This is a genomic window from Sphingomonas citricola, assembly GCF_019429535.1.
Lineage (GTDB): Bacteria > Pseudomonadota > Alphaproteobacteria > Sphingomonadales > Sphingomonadaceae > Sphingomonas > Sphingomonas citricola.
Genome location: NZ_JAHXZM010000008.1, coordinates 85,087 through 107,304 on the forward strand (window position 1 = coordinate 85,087; position 22,218 = coordinate 107,304).

General features: G+C 58.3%; 15 protein-coding genes, 1 tRNA gene and 2 pseudogenes. 6 read left to right on the plus strand and 12 right to left on the minus strand.

The window, feature by feature from the left end; genetic code table 11:
- Window positions 1-16: 16 nt before the first annotated feature.
- The gene (locus KZ810_RS16435) at window positions 17-1,117 is read left to right on the plus strand and encodes an NAD(P)-dependent alcohol dehydrogenase (RefSeq protein ID WP_219770211.1); all 1,101 of its coding nucleotides are present in this window, start codon (window positions 17-19) and stop codon (window positions 1,115-1,117) included.
- A gap of 55 nt (window positions 1,118-1,172) precedes the next feature.
- On the opposite strand, the gene KZ810_RS16440 is transcribed toward KZ810_RS16435, so the two are convergent.
- A complete protein-coding gene (locus tag KZ810_RS16440) occupies window positions 1,173-2,183 on the minus strand; it encodes an amino acid adenylation domain-containing protein (RefSeq protein WP_219770212.1) in 1,011 nt (336 codons plus the stop codon).
- Window positions 2,184-2,379: 196 nt separating this feature from the next.
- Between KZ810_RS16440 and KZ810_RS16445 the strand changes: the two genes are divergently transcribed.
- From KZ810_RS16445 to KZ810_RS16455, 3 genes are all read left to right on the plus strand, one after another.
- A complete protein-coding gene (locus tag KZ810_RS16445; RefSeq protein ID WP_219770213.1) occupies window positions 2,380-3,360 on the plus strand; it encodes an aldo/keto reductase in 981 nt (326 codons plus the stop codon).
- Window positions 3,361-3,372: 12 nt separating this feature from the next.
- Window positions 3,373-4,167 (plus strand): SDR family NAD(P)-dependent oxidoreductase, encoded by a 795-nt coding sequence (locus KZ810_RS16450; RefSeq protein WP_219770214.1) that lies wholly within the window; start codon window positions 3,373-3,375, stop codon window positions 4,165-4,167.
- A 632-nt stretch (window positions 4,168-4,799) separates the two neighbouring features.
- Entirely contained in the window at window positions 4,800-6,722 is a 1,923-nt protein-coding gene (locus KZ810_RS16455; RefSeq protein ID WP_219770215.1) for a heparinase II/III family protein, read from the plus strand.
- 207 nt (window positions 6,723-6,929) lie between these two features.
- Here KZ810_RS16455 and purU read toward each other — a convergent pair whose 3' ends face one another.
- The 6 genes from purU to KZ810_RS16485 form a co-directional block, all read right to left on the minus strand.
- On the minus strand, window positions 6,930-7,781 hold the full coding sequence (gene purU / locus KZ810_RS16460) for a formyltetrahydrofolate deformylase (protein ID WP_308461584.1): 852 nt from the start codon (window positions 7,779-7,781) through the stop codon (window positions 6,930-6,932).
- 139 nt (window positions 7,782-7,920) lie between these two features.
- Complete coding sequence (locus KZ810_RS16465; protein WP_219770216.1) at window positions 7,921-8,976, minus strand: glycosyltransferase family 4 protein; 1,056 nt, start codon at window positions 8,974-8,976, stop codon at window positions 7,921-7,923.
- Entirely contained in the window at window positions 8,973-10,217 is a 1,245-nt protein-coding gene (locus KZ810_RS16470) for a phenylacetate--CoA ligase family protein (RefSeq protein WP_219770217.1), read from the minus strand. Before KZ810_RS16470 ends, KZ810_RS16465 begins: the two co-directional genes overlap by 4 nt.
- Window positions 10,217-10,645 carry a hypothetical protein gene (locus KZ810_RS16475; RefSeq protein ID WP_219770218.1) on the minus strand — a complete coding sequence of 143 codons (429 nt, stop codon included), beginning with the start codon at window positions 10,643-10,645 and terminating at the stop codon, window positions 10,217-10,219. The genes KZ810_RS16470 and KZ810_RS16475 overlap by 1 nt, the downstream gene beginning before the upstream one ends.
- A 3-nt stretch (window positions 10,646-10,648) precedes the next feature.
- Entirely contained in the window at window positions 10,649-12,028 is a 1,380-nt protein-coding gene (locus KZ810_RS16480) for an O-antigen ligase family protein (protein WP_219770219.1), read from the minus strand.
- Window positions 12,028-13,257 (minus strand): glycosyltransferase, encoded by a 1,230-nt coding sequence (locus KZ810_RS16485; protein WP_219770220.1) that lies wholly within the window; start codon window positions 13,255-13,257, stop codon window positions 12,028-12,030. The genes KZ810_RS16480 and KZ810_RS16485 overlap by 1 nt, the downstream gene beginning before the upstream one ends.
- Before the next feature lie 153 nt (window positions 13,258-13,410).
- On the opposite strand from KZ810_RS16485, the gene KZ810_RS16490 reads away from it, so the two are divergent.
- On the plus strand, window positions 13,411-14,763 hold the full coding sequence (locus KZ810_RS16490; RefSeq protein ID WP_219770221.1) for a hypothetical protein: 1,353 nt from the start codon (window positions 13,411-13,413) through the stop codon (window positions 14,761-14,763).
- Window positions 14,764-14,783: 20 nt separating this feature from the next.
- Here KZ810_RS16490 and KZ810_RS16495 read toward each other — a convergent pair whose 3' ends face one another.
- The 4 genes and pseudogenes from KZ810_RS16495 to KZ810_RS16510 all read right to left on the minus strand — a co-directional run.
- On the minus strand, window positions 14,784-17,045 hold the full coding sequence (locus tag KZ810_RS16495; protein ID WP_219770222.1) for a hypothetical protein: 2,262 nt from the start codon (window positions 17,043-17,045) through the stop codon (window positions 14,784-14,786).
- A gap of 136 nt (window positions 17,046-17,181) precedes the next feature.
- Complete coding sequence (locus KZ810_RS16500) at window positions 17,182-18,450, minus strand: glycosyltransferase family 4 protein (protein WP_219770223.1); 1,269 nt, start codon at window positions 18,448-18,450, stop codon at window positions 17,182-17,184.
- Entirely contained in the window at window positions 18,447-19,712 is a 1,266-nt protein-coding gene (locus KZ810_RS16505; protein ID WP_219770224.1) for a nucleotide sugar dehydrogenase, read from the minus strand. The genes KZ810_RS16500 and KZ810_RS16505 overlap by 4 nt, the downstream gene beginning before the upstream one ends.
- Window positions 19,713-20,090: 378 nt before the next feature.
- A pseudogene (locus KZ810_RS16510) lies at window positions 20,091-20,546 on the minus strand (integrase core domain-containing protein); the annotation flags it as partial.
- 56 nt (window positions 20,547-20,602) lie between these two features.
- On the opposite strand from KZ810_RS16510, the pseudogene KZ810_RS16515 reads away from it, so the two are divergent.
- Window positions 20,603-21,372 (plus strand): annotated as a pseudogene (locus tag KZ810_RS16515) (IS5 family transposase).
- Between the two features lie 49 nt (window positions 21,373-21,421).
- Here the strand turns inward: KZ810_RS16515 and KZ810_RS16520 are convergent.
- A tRNA-Gly gene (locus KZ810_RS16520) sits at window positions 21,422-21,495 on the minus strand.
- Window positions 21,496-22,218: the final 723 nt, after the last annotated feature.

Consider the following 22,218-nt stretch of genomic DNA (forward strand, 5'->3'; position numbering starts at 1 on the left):
CGAGGAACACACGACCATGACGATCAAGGCCATCGGCTATGCCGCCTCCAGCGCCCGCGCGAAGCTGAAGCCGCTCGCGCTCGAGCGGCAGGACCCGCTGCCCAACGAGGTGCAGATCGCGGTGCTCTATTGCGGCGTCTGCCATTCCGACATCCACCAGTGCGAGAATGACTGGGGCAATACCGTTTATCCGTGCATGCCGGGGCACGAGGTGGTCGGGCGCGTCGTCAACAAGGGCTCGCTCGTCACCCGCCACGCGATCGGCGACCTGGTCGGCGTCGGCTGCATGATCGACAGTTGCCACGAATGCGCGCCGTGCCTCGCCGGCGACGAGCAATATTGCGAGGGGCCGAACAGCTGGCTCGCGACCTACAACGGCCCGATGAAGCCCGCGGCTAAGGCGAAGACGGGCGAGAACATGTACGGCCGCGACAACACGTTCGGCGGTTACTCGGACCAGATCGTCGTGCGCGAGGATTTCGTGCTCAAGATTCCGTCCGCGCTGCCGATCGAGGCTGCGGCGCCGATCCTGTGCGCAGGGGTCACCACTTACTCACCGATGAAGCATTGGGGCGTGAAGCCGGGGCACAAGGTGGGCGTCGTCGGCTTCGGTGGCTTGGGTGACATGGCCGTCAAGATCGCGCGCGCGATGGGTGCGGAGGTGACCGTGTTCACGCGAGACAAGGACAAGGTCGCCGAGGCGCACCGCCTGGGCGCGAAGAGCGTCGTGGAGGGTGACAAGGAAGCGTACACGGCGCTCGAGGGCCACTTTGACTTCATCGTCTCGACCGTGCCGGAGAAGCACGAGGTCGACCCGTTCATCCCGCTGCTGCGCCACGACGGCGCCTTCGTCGCGGTCGGCGCGCTCGCCCCGATGCCGGGGTGGAACCACATGAACGTGATCATGGGGCGCAAGACGATCGCGGGCTCCTTGATCGGCTCGATCGCGGAAACGCAGGAAGTGCTCGACTTCTGCGCCCAGCACAAGATCGCGCCCGACATCCAGTTGATCCCGATCCAGGAGATCAACGAAGCGTATAAATACGTGAAATCGGGCGACGTTCGCTTCCGTTACGTCATCGATGCGGCGAGCCTGGCTGAGGACAAGGCCGCCTGAACGGGGCCGGCACCACGCCGGCGGTGTGACACACCCGCCAGCGTGAGGGGCGCGCTCAACCGGGGCGCTGCCCCAGCCGCCACGCGAGCAGGCGAACGAACGGCGCGGGGTCGTCCAGCCGGAACGCGACGCGCGTGAACGAACCGCGCCGCAGCCACGATCGCCGGGGCAGCGGGCGGTCCAGCCGCAGCATGACGTTGGGCCAGGCGAGCAGCGCCGCGTTGAGCGTCGTCGCGTCGCGCACCTCCTCGCCGGTGAGCCCCGCGTCGACCGCGACGATCGCGTCGAACGGGACCAATTGGTCGATCAACAGCCCCGCGCGCACGCGGACGCCCTCGGGGGACAGCAGCACCGGCCGGAACCGGAACGACTTGATCAGGCCAACGAGGTACACGAACCCGACGTCGCTCAGCACGAACATGACGATCGCGGCGGTGCGGCTCCAATGCCCGATGAGCAGGTGATAGACCGCGATCTCGATCCCCGACAGGATCAGCAGCGCCGCGCACATCGGCGTCAGATGCCGGTGATAGCTGAACGCACGCGCGTCCGCGGGTACGTCGGCCGGGCCACCCCAGCGGAACAATGCCATGTGGATCACCGACAACTCGGCCACCGCCAATCGGACCAGCGCGGGCGGGAACAGCTCTGACGCGGCGGAAACCCACCGCTCGCGCGCACGCAGGCCCTTCCTGCCCGCAACCCGGCCGGCGCGCGCGGTAGCCCAGGCGACATGCATGAGGACGACCGCCACCATCACGCCCGCCAGCACCGGCGTCTGCACCAGCGCGGCCCGCATCGCGGGCGGCGCGCCCAGCCAGACGGTGACGCTCGCGCCCGCCAGCACAGCCAGTACCGCGGGCCACGCCGGCCTTCCCGCCGACCGCGCGAGCAGCGACAGCATCAGCGTGTCGGCGACGACCCACAGGAACAGCAGCAGCGCGGCGAACGGGTAACGCGCGGCCAGCGGCGTGCGCACCGCGACGCCTGCTAGCGCGACGATGACGACGGGTGCGACATGCGCGGCGATCTGCTTACGGTCGATCGCGTCGGTCCGGGTCGTCATGCAAACCCCCATCGCCGCGCGGGCCCATGGTGGTGTCAATGCGGCGTGACGCTATCCATAACCTACCGGTCCGCACGCCTGCCAGCGTCATCTTGTCCTATTTCAGCGGGATTCCGGCGGAACCGGCCGTGCGGGCGCGCGCTTGTGAACGACACGCGGGCAACGCCCGCGTCGGCCAGTCACGGGAACACCATTCATGCAGAAACGCACACTCGGCAGCCAGGGCCTTGAAGTCTCCGCGCTGGGGCTCGGGTGCATGGGGATGTCCGACTTCTACGCCGGGCGCGATGAGGCGGAGTCGGTTGCCACGATCGAGCACGCACTGGATCGCGGAGTCACCTTTCTCGACACCGCCGACATGTACGGGGTCGGCGCGAACGAGGAGCTGGTCGGGCGCGTCGTACGCTCTCGCCGCGAATGGGTGGTGGTCGCGACCAAGTTCGGCAACGTACGCGGTGCCGACGGCAGTTTCCAGGGGATCAACGGCCGCCCCGACTATGTCCGGAAGGCGTGCGACGCAAGCCTGAAGCGCACCGGGCTCGATTTCATCGACCTCTACTACCAGCACCGTGTAGACCCCGAAGTACCGATCGAGGAGACGGTCGGCGCGATGGCCGAGCTCGTGCAGGCGGGCAAGGTCAAGTATCTCGGCCTGTCGGAGGCCGCGCCCGCGACGATCCGCCGCGCGCACGCCGTCCACCCGATCACCGCGCTGCAGACCGAATATTCGCTGTGGACGCGCGATCCCGAAGGCGAGATCCTGCCCGTGTGCCGCGAGCTCGGCATCGGCTTCGTCCCCTACAGCCCGCTCGGCCGCGGGTTCCTGACGGGTCAGTTCAAGACGCCCGACGATCTGCCGGAGGACGATTACCGCCGCCACTCGCCGCGGTTCCAGGGCGAGGCGTTCGAGCGCAACCTTGACCTCGCCCGCGCGATCGAGGAGATGGCTGAGGCGAAGGGCTGCACGCCCGCGCAGCTCGCGCTCGCCTGGGTGCTGGCACAAGGCGACGACATCGTGCCAATCCCGGGGACCAAGCGGCGCACCTATCTCGACGACAATCTCGGCGCGCTAGACGTGACGCTGAGCGAGGCCGATCTCCGCCGGATCGACGCGGTGCTGCCGCCCGGAGCCGCGAGTGGCGAGCGTTATCCCTCGATGGCAACGATCGACCGATGAGCGGGGTCGCGATTGCACCGGCAAGCTCGCGGTGGTGAGGACGCGGCGGGCGGGATCGGGCTCGCCGCGGCGCGCGCGTTCGCCGCGCGGGGCATGCGGGTTGCGCTAATCGACCGTGCGGGCGACGCGCTGAAGGCGGCCGCTGCGAGCATTGAGGGCGCGAGTGCGCACGCGCTCGACGTCGCCGATCCGGACGCGTTGGTCACGCTGGCGGACGAACTGGGCGAGCCCCCTGCCCTGTTGATGAACAACGCCGCGATCGGCGCGGGCGGCGACGTGCTCGCCGGGGTCGCGGCGTGGCGACGCCTCCTCGACGTCAATTTGATGGGCGTGCTTCACGGCGTCGCCGCCTTCGCGTCCGCGATGATCGCGGTAGGCGAACCCGGCCTCATCATCAACACGGGCTCGAAACAGGGCATCACCCAGCCGCCCGGCAACACCGCCTATAACGTCAGCAAGGCGGCGGTGAAGGCGCTGACCGAGGGTCTCGCGAATACGCTTCGCGAGGCGACCGGCGAGCGTGTCACCGCGCACCTGCTGATCCCCGGCTACACCCACACCGGCATGACCGCGCGGAGCGCTGACAAGCCCAATGCTGCGTGGAGCGCCGAGCAGGTCGTCGATTTTATGCTGGCGAGGGTGAAAGCGGGCGACTTCTACATCCTGTGCCCCGACAACGAGACGACGCGCGAGCAGGACGCGAAGCGCATTGCTTGGGCCGCGGGCGACGTAAGCGAAAACCGCCCCGTGCTGTCACGCTGGCATGCGGCATGGAAGGATGCCTTCGCACGCTACATGGTAGAGTAAAATGTGTCGAGGTGTCAGACGTAGTCGCTTAAACGGGCTCAGCCTGATCGATTCTTTACAATTACAAGTTACCATTTAACAATAACACTATTAAAAATAATATATTTAGCACATTATGTATGCATCTATATGCTTCTAAGCACTTTTAGTATTCGCTTATAGAGTCAAATACCTCGATTTACATTTGAATTTACATGCAAACTTAAGTGCACTTATAACATTATAACATGTTTCTGAATTAATATAATATAAAGATCATATACTTGAATGTAATTAGATGCTATAACGTAGCAGCATCGCACAATATAACTACAACCTATTGTGTTTAGAGATTTTAACCTGAAAACTTATAAACTCTAACTCAAGTTACAGATAACTACCAAAATACTTATAATTATGCTTCAAACGACTGCTCTGTATAGCGAAATTCACAAGGTAAATTTCAATGCTGGCCGTTATAGTCTGTCGTAATACTCGTTAGAATTGGAAAGACGGCTTCGCATCTTAAATCAAGCCAAGCTGTAGGTAAGCGGCGTATAATAATATGGTTTAGGCTGGTCGCTTAACATATAGCGTCATATTCGCAAAAATGCATTTTTACACGCTAATAGGTAAATTGGGGTGGAAGTTTCATGAACGCGCGTTGGTATTTAAATCGCTTACGTAGCATGAGTGTTCCAGAGGTTGGACATCGCTTAGTAGAAAAAGTACTAAAAGTGCTTGGGCGGAAATTCATCAGCGGCTGGAGTAAGTTTTCTGTTAATGACATACATTTGCCTGTAATCCCAGGTTTTTCTAGATCTATTGATAGTGCGCCTGCTAGCTTACAAGAGGAAGCCGAATGTGCTGCAAAGCAAATTATGGCGCACCGCTTTAAAGCACTTGGAGTCGCTTGGCCCCACTTTACCTTCATTGCCGGCCCTAAGTCCCCTTGGCACTTAGATCCCGTAACAGGGAAATATTGGCCGGCTGAGCGATACTGTTTCGATATAAAATACCGCGGATCCACCGAGATGGGTGATGTGAAATACGTATGGGAGTTCTCAAGGCTGCAATTTCTTCAGCCTGTAGCGCTTCACGCACGACTATCAAATAATGAAGATGCTGTTAAATTTATCACGGAGGTAATCGCGAGTTGGTACGCGTCCAACCCGCCCTTTAAAGGCGTCGGCTGGTCATCTGGTATTGAGCTGAGTCTACGCACTATCTCTTTGCTAATAGTGACTAGTCTGATTGGCGATCGCTTAGACATGCGTACACGTATCCTGATAAATGAAATCCTGCTTAGCCATGCGTTCTGGTTAGAGCGCTATCCATCACGCTTCTCATCAAGCAACAACCACCTGGTTTCCGAGCAAGCGGCACTATACCTTATTGGTGTGACTTGCCCCTTTGTCCCGGGAGCGGCACGCCTCGTCAAACGCGCGGAAGCTGCGCTGGTGCGCGAGGCAAGTTTGCAAATCCACGCAGATGGTGTCGCCGCGGAACAGTCACCTACATATGGGGCGCTGACGAGCGAGTTGCTGCTGCTATGTGCATGGGTTGCAGACCAGCGGGGGAGCCCCATGACGGACGGTACGCGTGCGCGGCTGGCTGCTTTCGCCGAATGGATTAATTGGCTGGCCGAACCCGATGGCACCGTTCCGGCGATCGGCGATGATGACGAGGGCCGAGTGCTGACGTTAGGACAAGAGGAGCCCAGTTATGCTAGCTCTGTGGCTGCTGCTGTCGCTAGTTTCGCAGAGAGGAGCGACCTAGTCCCGCCGCACGTGCAGACTTTCCGAAATGCGCTCGTGGCACCAAGTTCACCCGCATCACGACCGTTCGGAACTCGCTCGTTTCCGGACGGCGGCTACACCGTTCATCGTACGATGCATGCAGGCCATCAGATATCGCTTGTGGTGGACCATGGCCCACTCGGCTACTTGGCTATTGCCGCCCACGGCCATGCGGACGCACTGAGCTTTACGTTGTCGATCGACGGTCAGCCGGTGTTCGTTGATCCAGGCACCTACCTCTACCATTCGGGCCATCAATGGCGTGACTGGTTCCGCAACACGCGGGCACATAACACCCTTTCGGTCGAAGGTACGGAGCAGAGCATCGTCTCCGGCGCGTTTAACTGGGCGAACAAGGCGCAAACGCGGCTTGAGCAGGTAAACGATGCTCCTTTCAAACTGCAAGCATCCCACGATGGCTACTGTAAGCGGTTCGGAGTGCGGCATCGGCGATCAGTTATGTTAGCTGACGGAGAGTTGACGTTGATGGACATGCTCGTTGGCGGGCCAGAACGCACGGCAGAGATTGTTCTGCAACTGGCGCCCGAATGCGAGGTGGTGAACGAGGGTCCGGAAATTGTCGTTCTGCGTGGGGCAAGCCGCCTCGTGCGGATTGCCTTTCCGCCAAGAGGCTCGATCAATCAAACGCGCGGCGCAGTGTCAACTACGGGTGGCTGGATCTCGCCGCATTTCGGAGCCAAGTTTCCGGCGACGCGGCTGGCGTGGAGCGGTCGGGTTGGTGCTGAAGGCGTAACCACCCGAATTACACTCTGCTAACCTGTTGATTCACCGTAAAGGTATGTCGCGAGCGCGTGTCCAAAAACGCTGCCGCTTCCTATATCATACCGGTTGGCCTATTCAGCATGCTACGTCAGGCATTCCACGATCGTGGCCGGCATATCTCTGGTAAAAACTTCGTGAGTATATGGTTGCGGCAGAGAAGGACTCTGCCATGCTGGTTAGTTATACCTGTAACTAACCAGCCTAGCGCCTGAAAACGACCGTTCGCGCACCATTCGGCAGAACTCGGCGCTCCGCAGCCCAAGTTACCGCACGGGCGAGCACCAAGCATTCGACATCGCGCCCTACCGCCACCATTGCCTCGGCTGTGGTGGCGTGATCAACGCGCTCAACTGTTTGCTCGATGATCGGCCCCTCGTCTAAGGCTCTAGTTACGAAGTGCGCAGTGGCCCCGATTAGCTTGACACCGCGCGCATGTGCCTGGTGGTACGGTTTGGCTCCTCGGAAGCTGGGCAGAAAGCTGTGATGAATGTTGATACATCGCCCGCTTAACGTGTCGCACATCTGCGGTGACAGCACCTGCATGTAACGGGCGAGCACCAGCATCTCGGCGTCGAGTTCCTCCACAAGTTTCAAAACGTGCGCCTCTTGCTGCGCTCGGTCAGTGGAATCCACAGGCAAATAGTGAAAGGGAACGCCATGCCACTCGCAGAGAGAGCGGAAATCAGGGTGGTTAGATATAACCCCCACTATTTGCACCGGCAGCGCCCCCGTGCTCCAGCGATGCAGCAGGTCGTTAAGACAATGACCGAACCGCGATACTGCAATCACGATCCTCATTGGCTCTCCCACGTCGTGGAGTGCCCAATCCATGCCGAATCGGCTGGCAACAGCGCCAAACGCGACACGCGTGTCGCCAATGGAACTCGCCGAGCGGTACGCCACACGCATAAAGAAGATACCACTTTCCGTATCTGCGAACTGCTGTGACTCTAGAATAAAGTTACCTCTGTCCGCCAAGAACCCGGACACCGCCGCAACGATGCCTACCCGGTCGTTGCAAGTGAGCGTCAGCACGTGTGGGTAGACGTTCACGTCGTAACTCTTTCCTGTATCGAGGGCGAAACTCGCTTCTCAAAGACCTGTCTTACAGAAAGCGACAGCCGGATGCTTGCAGACGGATGGGTTAAGTGGCGCATGAGACATCCCGGCAAAGAGGGCATGCCGTAATACCTCAAGCTGCGGCTGCATCGCGCCAAAGCACCACGAGACGACGGACATAGGGCGTGATGTCGAGCTGCTCGCGATGCAGAGCGGCCGCCGCAGAACCAAGTTGCGCGCGCAGATCCGGATCGTGGAGGAGGCGTCGGATCGCTTCGGCGAGCGCAGGCACGTCACCTGGCGCAACGAGCAGCCCAGTCTCGCCGTCGGCGACAATGTCTTCGACCGCGCCCACTGGGGTAGCAATTACCGCTAAGCCTGCGGCCATGCCCTCGATCACCGACATGGGCAAATTCTCGTTGTAGGAGGGCAGAATAAGCACGTCCGCCTCGGCAATCAGCTTGGCAACGTACTCGGCCCCCACCCAGCCTGGCACTTCCACCTTGTTAGATAGGCCGGCGGCCGCAACTCGCGCACGTGTTTCAGCGACCTCTCCATCGCCGGCCATTATCATGCGCCAGCCAAGTGTAGAATCTAGCCTAGCCAGCGCGTCAACCAGATCGCGCGACCCCTTGCGCTCGCCTAGGCGGCCAAGGAACAGCAGGCGCGTCTCGTCATCAGTTAGTCTAGGTGGGAGCACAGGCCGCCTCGTCGCATTAGGAAAGACCACAATCTTAGCACCGGGTACCCGACCTAGTACGAAGTCCCGCCAGACGCGGCCTAGTACCACCACACGCCCCGCGCGCGCGAACATCCATGCAATCGCGCGCGAAAGCCTAGGCGAGGCCTGGCCCCAAAAGTCCCGGAACAGCGCACCGTGGAGGTGGATTACGGTAGTAATTCCAAGCGCGTGTGCAGCAGCCGCGATGCAAAGCTTGCGGGAGGTGCTGCCGTGGCTAGCAACGTTGATATGTACCACGTGCGGCCGCCAGAGCGCCATGACTGCGAGGAAACGTGTGAGGACAAAAGGAGAAAGCACGATGGAACCCGACCCACGCGTTTGTTCGAAGCGCACCTCCATGCCTTCTGGCGGACAGCAGGCGAGTTCGTCGCGCACAAGATCCATTAGTCGGTCGATGCCGCCATTGCCGCCCCGTCCGAGCGGTGTCGCAACGAGCACGCGGATCACTGACTGGTTGTATCGATATAGATGGGTGATTTGCCGCGAGGGGTGCGGAGCGGCGCGTCGCCGAATATGTAGCGCGTGGTCACTTCTGTAGGCACTTTCAAGCGGACGTTGCGCTCAATCGCAGCGAGCGTCGCGTCGGAGAAGCTCGCACCGCGTACTACATGGACGTCGAGAGCGTGCGGACCCGTGCGAAGGAATTGCACAAAGTCCGCCCCTGGAACGAGACGCGGCATATGATTGAAGCCAATGATCTGACGCCCGTCAGGAAGCACCATCCGCTCGCCGGCACGGCCGGCAATACCTTTAAACGGCGCAAGACCGAGCGCCACATCCTCCAGCAATCCTCCAGCCTCCTGCTCGACGCCAACAATAACATCTCCCGTGTCGTAATGTGGCAGTAGCTGGGCAGTGTTGTGGAAGTTCGTGCCGACGACAATCCCCTGCGTACCGCCTCGGTCCAGCTCAACCATGCCGTAGTCGTGGCGAAAGTGATACGCGCCTGCCGCATCCGCTGACGCGAAGCACACGCGCTCGGCCTGACCGTAGTAGTCAAGCAGAGGACAGTCGAATGTGGTCCGCACCGCATCGAACAGGGCAGCGGGCATGTACTCTGAAGAGGTCAGCACGAGGTGGGGACGGATCTCAACCTGTCGGTCGCGCACGTGCGCAATCAGGAGTTCCAACGCCGAGGGATAGCAGTAGAGAATGTCTGGCCTGAAATCCGCGAGCGCTGCCAGGATTGCTGGCGCTGACGCGGCGTTGAGGTGCATACTGGAGAACAGTCGCTTCCGGTCGCTTGCATCGTACCAAAACGGGGCTGTCCGATCGTCCGGAGCCTTAAAGCTGTCGGCGCGAAATACTGCTTGGCGGGCGTTGCGCAGATCGACCCCATGTAACGCTACCACGTGGTCGATCGTAGCTTGCTCGTAGACCACGCTGGCTAGGGTGCGGTGCACAACCAGCGGCGCACCGGTGGTTCCTCCGGTTGCCGCCGAAGTCGACGGCCACCAGCTACGCCTATGATATCTTTCGGGTTTTTCACGTACGTCAGTCTTGGTAGTCGTCGCGTCAAAGTCGATCCCAGCCAACTCAGCAAGGGAGCGAAGCCGTTTGAGGTGCACGTCGCGGTAACGAATGCGCTCATCTCGCGCCATCACGTCCGCTTTCCGAAGCTGCGTTCGGTAGTGCTCGTATAATGGAAAAAGCCGCCGGCTGCCCTGGCGCCATCGCTGGATCAGCATCAGAGGCAAACCGAGGTATTCGCGGCGGAACGATAGTTCGCCGTCTCCAGATTCCGGCGCTTGATCACCCCGGGCACACCGGCAACTAGCGCATGAGCCGGGACGTCCTCTACGACAACACCGCGGCCGATGCGGATTGGACCGATCAACCGTGCGCCGGCGTGAACAATAACGCCGGTCTCTGGGTATGGTGCGCCTGACTCTGGAACGCGACCGCCGAATACAACATGCACGCCGATCTCACACCCCACCTCAATTACCCCAAACCCGCTATGATGAGAGAACACATTACGAGCAACTCTTGCTCGTCCCAAGATGGAGGCACCGAAAAGCAAACGCACCGCAACATCAATCGCACGCGACAACGGTTGTACCGGCGCACGAGTGAGCTGTTGAGACAACCGAGTCATCTGCATGATGGTCTGCAATGGTTAGCCCTCTTGTACTCGGCGGGAAATAACCGGGGAGGCACGCTGACCAAGTGCCTTTTGGTCAGCCCAAGCAGTAGTCGGAAGAACACCGGCAGGCAACAGTAAGCTCATGAGGCCCGTTATCGGGTTGTTACTTTCCATATAGAAAGACTCAGCAATCGATATTTGCGCTAGTATGAGCACTAGAACAACACAGAACACCCGCATGTTCGCATCGGTTTGATCTAACCGCATATCAAAGCGCCCTGCTAAAAAAAGCCTTCCTCCTTCGAGGAGGCTGATCCACCACCAAGACAAGAGTATGAAGACTAAGCCCACCATTCCAAAAGCGACGTACATGTCCAAGTAGGCGCTTTGGGAGTTGGGCGTGACCGAATAAGCTTTGTTAAAGACTGCAGTCTCTGAGATAGACTGAAAGCCCGATTTATAGCCCAGTCCAAACACCCAGTTATTCTCTAAGGATTGTCGCACTAGCTGCCATAACGCAGTTCGGCCCGTTAGGTCGGACGTCTTGCCGATCAGGTTGAGGAGTGAGATGTTAGTCGATGTCGTCAAAGCCGCAACCGACCAGACAAGCGCCAGCAGGGCGGTGCTCGTGGTTTTGAATAACAAGGCACCGAGCCGCGCCGCTCCACCAAGCAGGAAAAACGCGGCTAGTCCGAGGCCGCAAGTCAGGAAGGCGCCGGTGGATTGTGCCATATAGAGGCAGGTCAGCGCAGAACAAAGAAGTGGTAAGAGCCAGACGCCCGAGATCTGCCTTCGGAGCGCCACCAAAAAGACGATGAAAATGGCGCTGAATTGCCCCAAGCCGGTTCGATGTCCTAAAACCCCGCGCCACTCTCCCGCGTGGACAGATTGCACGGCGTCGCTGGTCTGATGCACACCTATTGAAGGGAAAACGAGAGCGGTGAAGATTGACAGGACGACAATACCACCGCCGACCCACGTGAAAATGGAGTAGGTAGCCTTGCGTCCGAAGTAACTCACCACGCCCAGGGAGCTCACGTACACCGCAACTAAAATTACACCTCTCGCTAGGGTGGTGGATGGATCGGTCGACCAGAGCGCCGACGCGAGCACAAAGAGCGGTAGGACGTACAAAGGCGCAGCGCGCCTAAAGATGGTTGCCGCGTTTACCAAATTTGTTGCGAGTAGCGCAAATCCGACGAGAAACGATCCGGATAAGACTATAGCCTGTGTGATTATACTTCCGGAGGCCTCGTCGGTTGCATAGTCGTATCCAACAATCACATTCCTGTAGGCGCCGAACGTGATGAACAAACCGAACGTTGCTAGTAGCGCCACATAACTTCTAATGAACTGCAATGCATGAGGCTTTTGCCGGCTTCTGAATTCCGGCGCATTTTTCTCGATCGCCATTACACGCTGGCCGCCAAAATTTGATCATACACCTGCATCACCTTATTCGCGAGAACCTCGTAAGATCGCTCACGGCGCACCCATTCGGCTGCCTCGCGACGAACGGATAGCGGGTCCCCTCGCTCGATGGCGGAGGCGATGCCTTGGTGAAAGCTTGCAGCGTTAAAATCGGTCAGGACGCCCGCTCCTGCTGTTCGAATGACATACTCTTGATCCGGATGCCGGTTCGCAACGACTTGCGCCCCTAAATACATATATTCGATCAACTTGGTTGGCGTAGCAACGGCAAGAAGCGTCGTATCCGCCGGACAAGGAGCCAGGCAGACGTCGGCCGCAGCGACGTACCCAAACAGTTCTGTCATAGGCATGTGGTCTAGGAAGACGTAGCGGTCCGCCACACCTAATCTATGAGCCGGTTTAAGTAAGATTTCTCTCTCGCGCTTGGTGGAGCCGCCTATAATAACAAATATGCCGGCGGGCTTTTCAAGCAAATACATAGCAACCCCCTCGGATGGGATTTCCATACGTCGAGGTAAATCAAGCGCTCCCACATACAATATAACTGGACGAGATGCATAAAGCTGAGAATTAAGTTTTAAAGGTAAAGAAAACTTTTCCGAGTTTATACCCATTGGAATTGCTATAATACGATCGGCCTTTAATCCCTGCTGCGTCAAAAGAAGTTTCATGAGATCGCTCTGCGCAAAAACGGCGTGAGCTAATTTCAAGGTTACGAAGAGGGTAAGTGCCCGGGCTAAATACCCGAATAATATCCTAAACAGTCCGGTTACGTACTTCTTCTGATACAGATGGTCTTGGCCCCTAGATATGTACCCCTCGCTCATCGGGTACGACATCCAGTACGTGAACTTGACGCGGCAGAGACGAGCGGTGATCCCGTACAAGGGCGCCACAACGAGAACGTCACGGCACTGGACGATGTCGTACTTACCCATCACGACTTGGCTCAAGGCGTGCAGGTGAGCCCAGAAAATTTGAAACGCCGCCACTACCGAATTGCGGGAACGCCCGTATACCCAGACCGTCTCTGACTCAGAAGTTTCGGATACGCGCTGCGATGCCGGCCCAGGCTCCGCCGCCCGCATCAGCCAAGTGATCTGCATCTTGCGCGCGATAAAATGGGAGAATAGTTCCACAATATCCACGCGGAACGTCGGAAACCTGTCGCGAGCGACGATCAATATCCTAGGCGGTCCGTGTTCGGCCATCACTCGCTCTGACGTTAGGTTTTCAAGATGGGCATATATTTGACCGGCAGGGTCGGCGCACTTCTACTTGCCTTACTATTTCAGGTCCTCGCCGTGCGACTGGCCCCAACGGTTGAATATGCAACTTTCTCGGTTCTATTGGCCGGAGGATCGGTGGCCAATACCGTCGCTGGATTGGGAAGTCAGCGTCTTATTCCGAAGATAATCGGCGCTCTCGAGAGGTGGGGGCCCGCAAGATCCGGGCAATTATTCCTGACGGTGCTCTTGCTGCGTGTGGTTGCGATCTGCACCGTATCCGCGCTCCTATTCTACGCGTACCTGCGAGGCATCGACACCAGCCTTCCTATTAGCAGCAGGTATGCGGTGCCGTTCATATATGCGGCCCTGACCATGTCAATCTACGTGGACGTTGAGGCGGCTTCGCAGACGTTACGGCAGCAGCGGCTTTCCAGGACCGTGGCCCTTTCCGATGTCGCGGGCCGCTGCATCGGCGTGGTCACCCTATATGCAGTGACTGGTCGGGTAACAGCCATGGCGCTGATCTTGATCATTGGATCAACCCAGTTCGTCGCCTCGGCGGTTTTATTCCTTACTACTATGCGCGAGCTACGACGTCGGGCATTACCGGATAACCCAAGCACGGCGAACACACGAGAACTGCTGCACTTGGCATTCGCGGCTTATGTGGGAGGGCTCGCATGGGTCGCGACAGCTCCGTCTACTTTACGACTGTTCGCGGCCTCCGTTCTTCAGCCAACGGCGCTTGCGACACTCGCGTTCGTCCAAAGTTTGGGGGCGAGCGTCCAGCGGTATACTCCCGGTTTTATGCTGATGCCCTACGTAGAGGCGCAGATAATGCGGGAAGGTCACGAGCTGACGACGAGCGAGGTGAACGCCCGATTGACTCTTCCTTGGAAAATCGACCTAGCACTCGCATTAGTGATTTCGGCAGGACTGGCTCCTATGGGCCAACTATTATTCACTGCTATAGGTCGTCCTCAGTTCGTCGGGTATGCAATTTTTCTCGCTCTCGTCGTGCTTCCAATTCCTACTGCGACTATGTACCGTAGTGGTGAGGTAGCAGCGGTGTTGGCAGAAAGGTATGGTGCAATGTTTCGAGGCGCCTTCGTGTCTGTGATCGCTTTCTGTATCGTGACGCAGGCAAACCGGATTGGAATTGTCGCGTTGCTACTACTGCCCGTCATCGACAACTGTCTGAAGTGTATCCTAATCGGTAGATCACTGGAGGATTCAGCGGTTCGCCCGTTTACCAACTGGCGAAGCGTACTGCTCCTGTTCAGTGCGGGTGCGGCCTCTGCCCTGCTCTGCGGCACCATGGTCCACCAAAGCTTCGGCTATTCGGTAATATTGTCGCTACTAGCGGCTGCCCTCATGTCGGGCCTCATCGTGGCCCTACGCCTGTTCAGCAGGTCTGAATTGCTTATGCTGGTGTCTATCCTGCCACCAAATGTGGCTGGGAGCGCCAGGACTTGGCTTGCCCGTTAGACAACCGACGAGGCGGTGATCTAGCCTGACACCAGTCCATGGGCGCGCAGGATTGCGAGGATGGCCGTGACAGAGGAGCGAGCCTCAACGTCGATCACAGATTTATTCAGGGGTGATGCAATGTCCGGGTGGACAGCGGCACCGCCTGTTTGGTCGACCAGCCTCCAGTCATGAACCCAAAGAAATCGCAGACGCGCGGACAAACCCGCCGGCGCGGCTAGGCGGGTGTCGCGGCAGATTACCGCGAAAGCGCCGGTTGCACCGGGCGTGCGAATGATCTCTACCTCATCACCTTGGAGAGCCTTGGAAGGCAGCGTAACGGTGCAATCAGCCGCAAGGGCCTCGTTGAACCACACCATTGTTCTGCTCGCGCGATGGACCTCTACGTCTGAGCTATCCGCAACGACATCAATCGTGACTGTTGCGGTGGACGCTGTAGCATTATCTGCGATCATTAGGGGCGTGTCGCGAGCCGGATCGATGGTTGGATCAATCTTTGTTGGCTTCCGCGCGCGCCACGCCACACCCGCGATCCGCGCACCGTCGTCCGTCAGCGTTGGTATGGCAGCGCCAATCACCGCTACGTCGGAATAAGCGTCGTACAGATCTGAACCAATCGCAGGTGAACCGCGGTAAATACGCCATGGCCCGTTGCCCGGCCACCTCACGTCCGAATAGAGGATAAGGGCGACAACGCTGCGACGGTCAGCCGGTACGAAGGCAGACACTTCCATCCCGGGCCCCGCGGCGATCAGGTTAATTGGATCAAGCAGGCGGATGGCTCGATAGCGATAGGTTCCGGTCGCGCCCGTCCACAGGGCCGCGCCAACATCGTGCAGAGTCACCCCGCCTTTACTATTGGTTCGACCATCCCACCCGGGCACTACGTAGCTGGAGGATAGTTGATAGCCAGGGTCTATCCGTCCCTGACGGGATGCTTCAGCCGCATGAGCAGCGAAGCCCGGTATCCCCGTCTGACCGTCGGCTTGGACAACACGGATGCCCGTGTATGCTACCGGCGCTCTGACACCGTTGACTTGTCGGCGGCAATCGGAGAGCACCAGGGTCGTGTTGCGACCAACCTGTATCTCTGGAAACAGGGAGCAGTTAGGGCCCATGGGGCCAGACCAGCGCCATGTCACCCGTGAAAGAGAGACAAAGGTTCCGGCATCGCTACTGGCGTCGTCCACAACGATGGACGGTCCTAAATGGGTTGTGGACTGCGCGATATTGGCTTCGTTCACCGAGACGGTGGCGCCGAGACCGACAAGTAGCCGCGCACCCTCTGCATGCCAATTGTCGAAATTGACACTGTAGCCCTCAATGCGCCAGAGTCCATTTATGCAGTTCCGCACCGATACATTGTAACTGCTGTCCCCGTTCTCGGGGGTGCGACGCAAAATAACCGCAGCCGCCTCGCCGGGCGGGAAATCGCATTGTTCGAAGATCAGCCCGTCGCCGCTGCCGCCGATATCGTACTGGTAGGTATTAGCGTCCTGAGGCGCCGAAAAGCTGCATTGCACGAAGCGGCAAGCGTCTGAGTAGGCATCATCTACCACGCTCTTAGAGCGGCGTGGCCCAAGAAGCGGCCGCCGTGGACGTACGACGATCTGCCGCATCGCAGTGCCGCTGATCCGCTCGAAGTTCGTCATGTGCCCGAAGAACATGCAGCCGATCATTCCGGGCACCGCTGATCCATCGAAGCGGATGTTGCTCAGCCCTCCACCGTTCAAAAAGCCATCAGTGACGCGGTTCTGCATGTCGACAGTATTAAGGCCTATGGCGACGTTAGCCGTGAACGTCGCACCGGCAAGACCCACGATGATTGTGCCGCCGCGAGATGGATCAGTTTTTCCTTGGCCCCCGTTTAGTTGCGCTCCATAGACGAAGCTAACACTGCGTCTCAGCCCAATTCGACCGGGTGGTAAGGTAGCCTCCCGAATGAACTGAGCTGCCATGTAAGCGGCCATGGCGCACATACCGTCAGTGTCGTCATCAAATCCGTTTGCCGCAATCCCGAACATCCGGGCATCAGGACAGCGCTCGTCAAGACGAAAGCCGCGATGCCGACCGTTCTCATCAACGGTAAGGAAGGACCAAGCAGGATTACTTTTTACAAATGCTTCGTTTACTGTCGTATCAGCAATATATTGCGCCCCAAGCCGATCGGGCACTCGAATACGATTGGTTCCGGAAGGAACTGATATAGGTCCTTCTGCGAAGGACGGGTAAGCAGGCACCAGGAAAATGCCACTTAGGGCCGTTGCCGTTGCGGTCTTCACGACGGCACGCCTACTAATAAGGGGCATGCCTTTCTCATCCCCCTCCCTCACAGGCAAAGCAAGCCCCGACCCCTCCCCGGACCACTGAGTTTCTGGACAAAATCAGGATGGCATTCCGACATATTGGCCCTGTCGTTCATCTGTGACTAATGTCGAGAGAAAGTGCACGCTGATAGGCTAACAAAAGAGGCGTTATTTGATAATTCCAGCTTAGTTCAGACTCGACACGACAACGTCCTAGCAGCCCCATCTGCTCACGCCGGACGGGATCTTCTAGCAACTCAATTATTTTCCCTGCCATGTCGATTGGGTCGTTCTTCGCAGCGTAAAGAGAAGAATTTTGCGCGGAAAACCGACCTTCGAGAACGTCAAACTGAACAATGGGCTTGCTTAGCGCCATATATTCCATAATCTTATTCATCGTAGATTTGTCATTCATTGGATTGACCCTATCCGGGTTTACGCCGATATCCATAGTAGACAATACTTCAAACAGCTCTTTGTCCGGGGCGCGACCGATAAAGGTAATATAATCGAGCAGGCCCTTGTCCTGCGCTAATGCACGGAACGACACGAGGCTCGGGCCGCCACCGACTAAGCAAAACTGGACGTCGTGGCGCCTCAAGTTGTAGACAATGTGCTGCACCGCATCGATTAGTAGGTCGATGCCTTCCTGATCGCCCATCACTCCCACATAGCCGACCAAGTAACGGCGGCCATTGCGCCACGCGTCTACGGGCGCGACCTTCTTGAGTCGACTGAGGTCGGGTCCGGAGCGGACCACGAACACGCGGTCGGGCGCCATACCGCCGCGCTCAATTGCGATTTGGCGGTAGCTGTTGTTGGTGGCTATAGACACAGAGGCCGTCCGAAAAGTCAGCTTTTCCACCAGCACTATGAGCCGCCAGAACACACCGCGGCGACCGAACTTGGCCTCGTATAGTTCAGGGTTTATGTCGTGGTGGTCGAATACGAACGGCACGCCCAAGAGGCGGAATGGCAGCGCCACCAAGAAAATAAGGTCAGGCGGATTACACCCCTGAATCACGTCGAACCCGCGTTTAAAGTAGATGCGCCATGCCAGCCATGTCTGCCAGAATAGCGCCGCACCATATTCGAGCAGGTAGCCTAACGCCCCTTTTGCATCGACCGGTAGGGGATGGCGGTGAATGTGTACCCCGTCCAGGCACTCGTAATGCTTCTCATAACCTTTGCCGGTCGGGCAAATCACGGAGACAGTGGCGCCCGCCGCCTTGAGCGTGCGCGCCTCTTGCCATACACGCCGGTCGAACGGCAGCGGCAGATTTTCAACAATGATCAGGACGCGTTTACCCGCTAGCGGCTGCCCCTTGATATAGGTTGGAAACTCCTGAGCCAAAGCCGCAAGGTTGCCAGACGCGCTCATGGAATGGAACTCACGTCAACGATCTGGACATCGCCGAGCGCCAATGCGCGCACCAGCTGGTTGGTAGCTACCACAACGTCCCAGCCTCCGGCTTCCGCTGTAGGTCGATCGACTAGCAACGTGTCAATAGTAGGTAAGTGGGCGTAGGCATAGCCTAGGTTCTGCCCAACTAGTCTTTCCGGCCGGAGCGCAGGATCGTACACGCGAACTTGATGCCCGGCGTCTAACAGCCTGCGCGCTAAGTCTACCGCTGGGCTCTCACGCAAATCGTCTGTGTTCGCCTTAAACGCCAGTCCGACCACCAGCACGCGCGCGCGCGGCGGAAGGTCCCGGACGATCCGGCTAAACTGGTAATGCTTGTGTGCCTCATTAGAGCGGATCAATGAGTCAATCAGGTGAGTATTGGCGCCCGTATCGCCCGCAATATGCTGCAGAGCACGCACGTCCTTAGGCAGGCATGACCCGCCAAATGCACCACCCGGTCGGGTATAGTAAGGTGAAATGTTAAGTTTAGTGTCCGAAACGAAGATTCTATGCACCTCACCTGCGGAGATGCTCAATTGCTGACACACACGCCCGATCTCGTTGGCAAAGGCGACCTTAACTGCGTGCCAGGTATTATCGACAAACTTGGTGAACTCAGCTTCCCGGATGCCAACGTGGAATATGGGTGCGTCAATGCCTTCGTGTAGCGCTTCCATAGCAGCCGACGGCTCACCGGAACGTGTGCCAATCACAATTTTTGGCGGGTTGAAATAGTCGTCAACCGCTGTCGCTTCCCGTAGGAACTCTGGATTATACACTAATTTCACAACATGGTCAGCCGCATCGCCTAATCGGCTACGCATGATTGGCGCGATAATTTGGTCGATGGAACCTGGCCGCATCGTAGAGCGAAAAGCGACGGTAAGCGGTTCTATGCGGTCTGGTCGAACCGCCTCCGCAATCTGACGACTTACCTGAGCCACGTAGCTCATGTTGTGCGCGCCATCGGCACCGCTGGGTGTGCCCACGCAAACAATGGCGATTTGTGCATCGTCCAAGTGGTCGCCGATTGTTCGCGATGCTTCAAGACGTTGTTGGGACAGCGCCTCAGCGAGTAGGTTATCTAGTCCTGGCTCATTAATTGGAGATCGACCGGCTGCAATCGTCTCCACCTTATCGGCGCTTGGGTCGATGCCGACAACATGGTGCCCACACTTGGCGATGCAGGCTACGGCGGTGCAGCCGACATATCCTAAGCCAAAAACGACGACCTTCATTACCCCTGCTGCTCCTTGGACCGTTGATGCCTGCCCCTAGGTGACTGCCCACGCACACGCATCATTTTTTCGGGTGGGCTTCGCCAATGGTAAAGAACAGCCTCTTATTGGCAGTTTATCTGCCTACCCAATCTTCAAAGGTTCGACAAATTCGTTCTGCGTCTGCTTGCCCGGTGTGAGGCAATGCCATTAGCGAAAATTGGATTTGTCGATCCGAGCATGATGCGCCAGCCCATGATCAAGAATTTCATCATAGCCCGCAGGCACTCTGACGTGACCCCCGCCTTTCATCCAGCAGCAGCCAGAGACTGACCAATTTTCTCGCGTATAAGCGCAGGTGAAGTAACCGACGGGGTTACCCCCCTGTTGCTGTTCAAATTAGGCGACGAATGCCGCCGGGGTGGCGTCGTCGCCGAGCGTAGAGTGCGGGGGTTCGTTGTTGTAGTCGTCGACCCAGCGCGCTGGGATCGAGCGGGCTTGGCCGATGGTGAAGAATAGCGTCTCATTGAGAAGCTCGTCGCGCATGCGACCGTTGAAGCTCTCTACGAAACCATTCTAGGTTGGTTTGCCCGGCGCGATGTAATGCCACTCGATGCTGGCGTCGCCGGACTAGGCGAGCACCGCATTGGAGGTCAGTTCGGTCCCGTTGTCGCTGACGATCATCTTCGGATTGCCGCGCTTGGCGATCAGATCGGCTAACTCACGCACGACCCGCCGGCCGGAAATCGATGTATCTACTATCACCCGGAGGCATTCGCGCGTCACGTCGTCGACGATGTTGAGCACGCGCAACCGTCGGCCGGTAACGAGCTAGTCGTGAACGAAGTTTAGGGTTAGGACCCGTTGATGTGAGCGTCGCGATCTGATTCAGGCTCCGCGAGGAAACCGGGATGAGCGACCCTTTTTGGCTGCCTGACGAGCAAATGGAGCGCTTGCAGCCGTTCTTTCCCAAGAGCCACGGCAAGCCGCGGGTCGATGACCGGCGGGTTCTGAGCGGCATCGTGTTCGTCAAGCGCAACGGGCTGCGCTGGCGTAATGCACCCAGCGCCTACTGTCCGCACAAGACGCTCCGCACAAGACGCTCTACAATCGATGGAAGGGCTGGGGCGAGGCAGGCGTGTCACGCGGATGATGGAGGGTCTGGCTGTGGTCGGCGCCGAGCCGAAAACGGTCATGATCGACGCGACGTATCTCAAGGCGCGCCGCACGGCTTCGAGCCTGCGGAAAAAAAGGGGATCTCGGCCGCCTGATCGGGCGCACCAAAGGCGGCATGAATACCAAGCTCCACGCATGGCTGACGCAAAACGGCCGCCCCTTGAGCTTCTTCAGGACCGCAGGCTAGGTCAGCGACTACACCGGCGCGGCGGCGCTGATGGACGACCTGCCGCAAGCGCAGTGGCTGCTCGGCGATCGCGGCTACGACGCCGACTGGTTCAGGGACGCCCTCCAGGCCAAGAGCATCCAGCCCTGCATCTCAGGCCGCCGGTCGCGCAACAAGCCGGTCAGATACGATAAGCGGCGCTATCGGCGCCGCAGCCGCATCGAGATCATGTTCGGCCGCCTCAAGGACTGGCGCCGCATCGCCACACGCTACGATCGCTGCCCCACGACCTTCTTTTCCGCCGTTGCTCTCGCTACCACCGTCATCTTCTGGCTGTGATCAACGAGTCCTAACCTTAGCAGTGAACGTTGAGGATAGTGTAGAAACCTGGAGCGGGTGAAGGGAATCGAACCCTCGTCGTAAGCTTGGGAAGCTTCTGCTCTACCATTGAGCTACACCCGCATCGATACGACGCTTTCACCACCCAAGCGCTAAACCCGCTTGGCCGGTTAGATATGATCTGCAACGCTTGTGAGAGCGCGTCAAGCTCGTATGCAAGATCTATAATTGGCTTGGGACGGGATTGGCCGCGTAGATGTCTGCCGCACTGGCACCCAAAAGGCCAATAAGAGCGGGCCTTGCCAGTCGTGTGGCGAGGCTTTCGAGGCTTGGCAAGGCGCATCAAGGCTTCGCTCACGCAGCGCTTGCACGATCGGCCTCAGTCATCAGCTAAGAGGGTGCAGGCATATGTGACCTTCAGATGACTACTTAGCGCTCTCAACAACGACGATGCAGTGGGAGATAGCAAAGGCGGAAGGACGCCATCTGTGGGCATTGAAGAACGCTGAGCCCCCACTCAGCCCTCCTACCGCGTACACGATACGCAAGTCAGCTTATTGATACAGCTTGCGCTCGTAGCTTCGTAAAAACATCATCGAGAGCAGCAGGGCAATTGCAACCAAGGTCAAGCCGGGCAGCATCATCGCTGCATATATAATGTTATGTGATGCGCCCTTTAGCGACATGATCCATCTCCTGCCGCTAGTTTATAGCTAGATCGTTAAATCTCTATAGAGATTATTTACAATGGGAACTTGTAGCGCCTTCGAGCGTGCCGAGCGAACGGCGGCTTCTGAAAGGGCATGCCGCTAGCTGACTGATCCTAAACCGTCGCTCGCTGGCGAT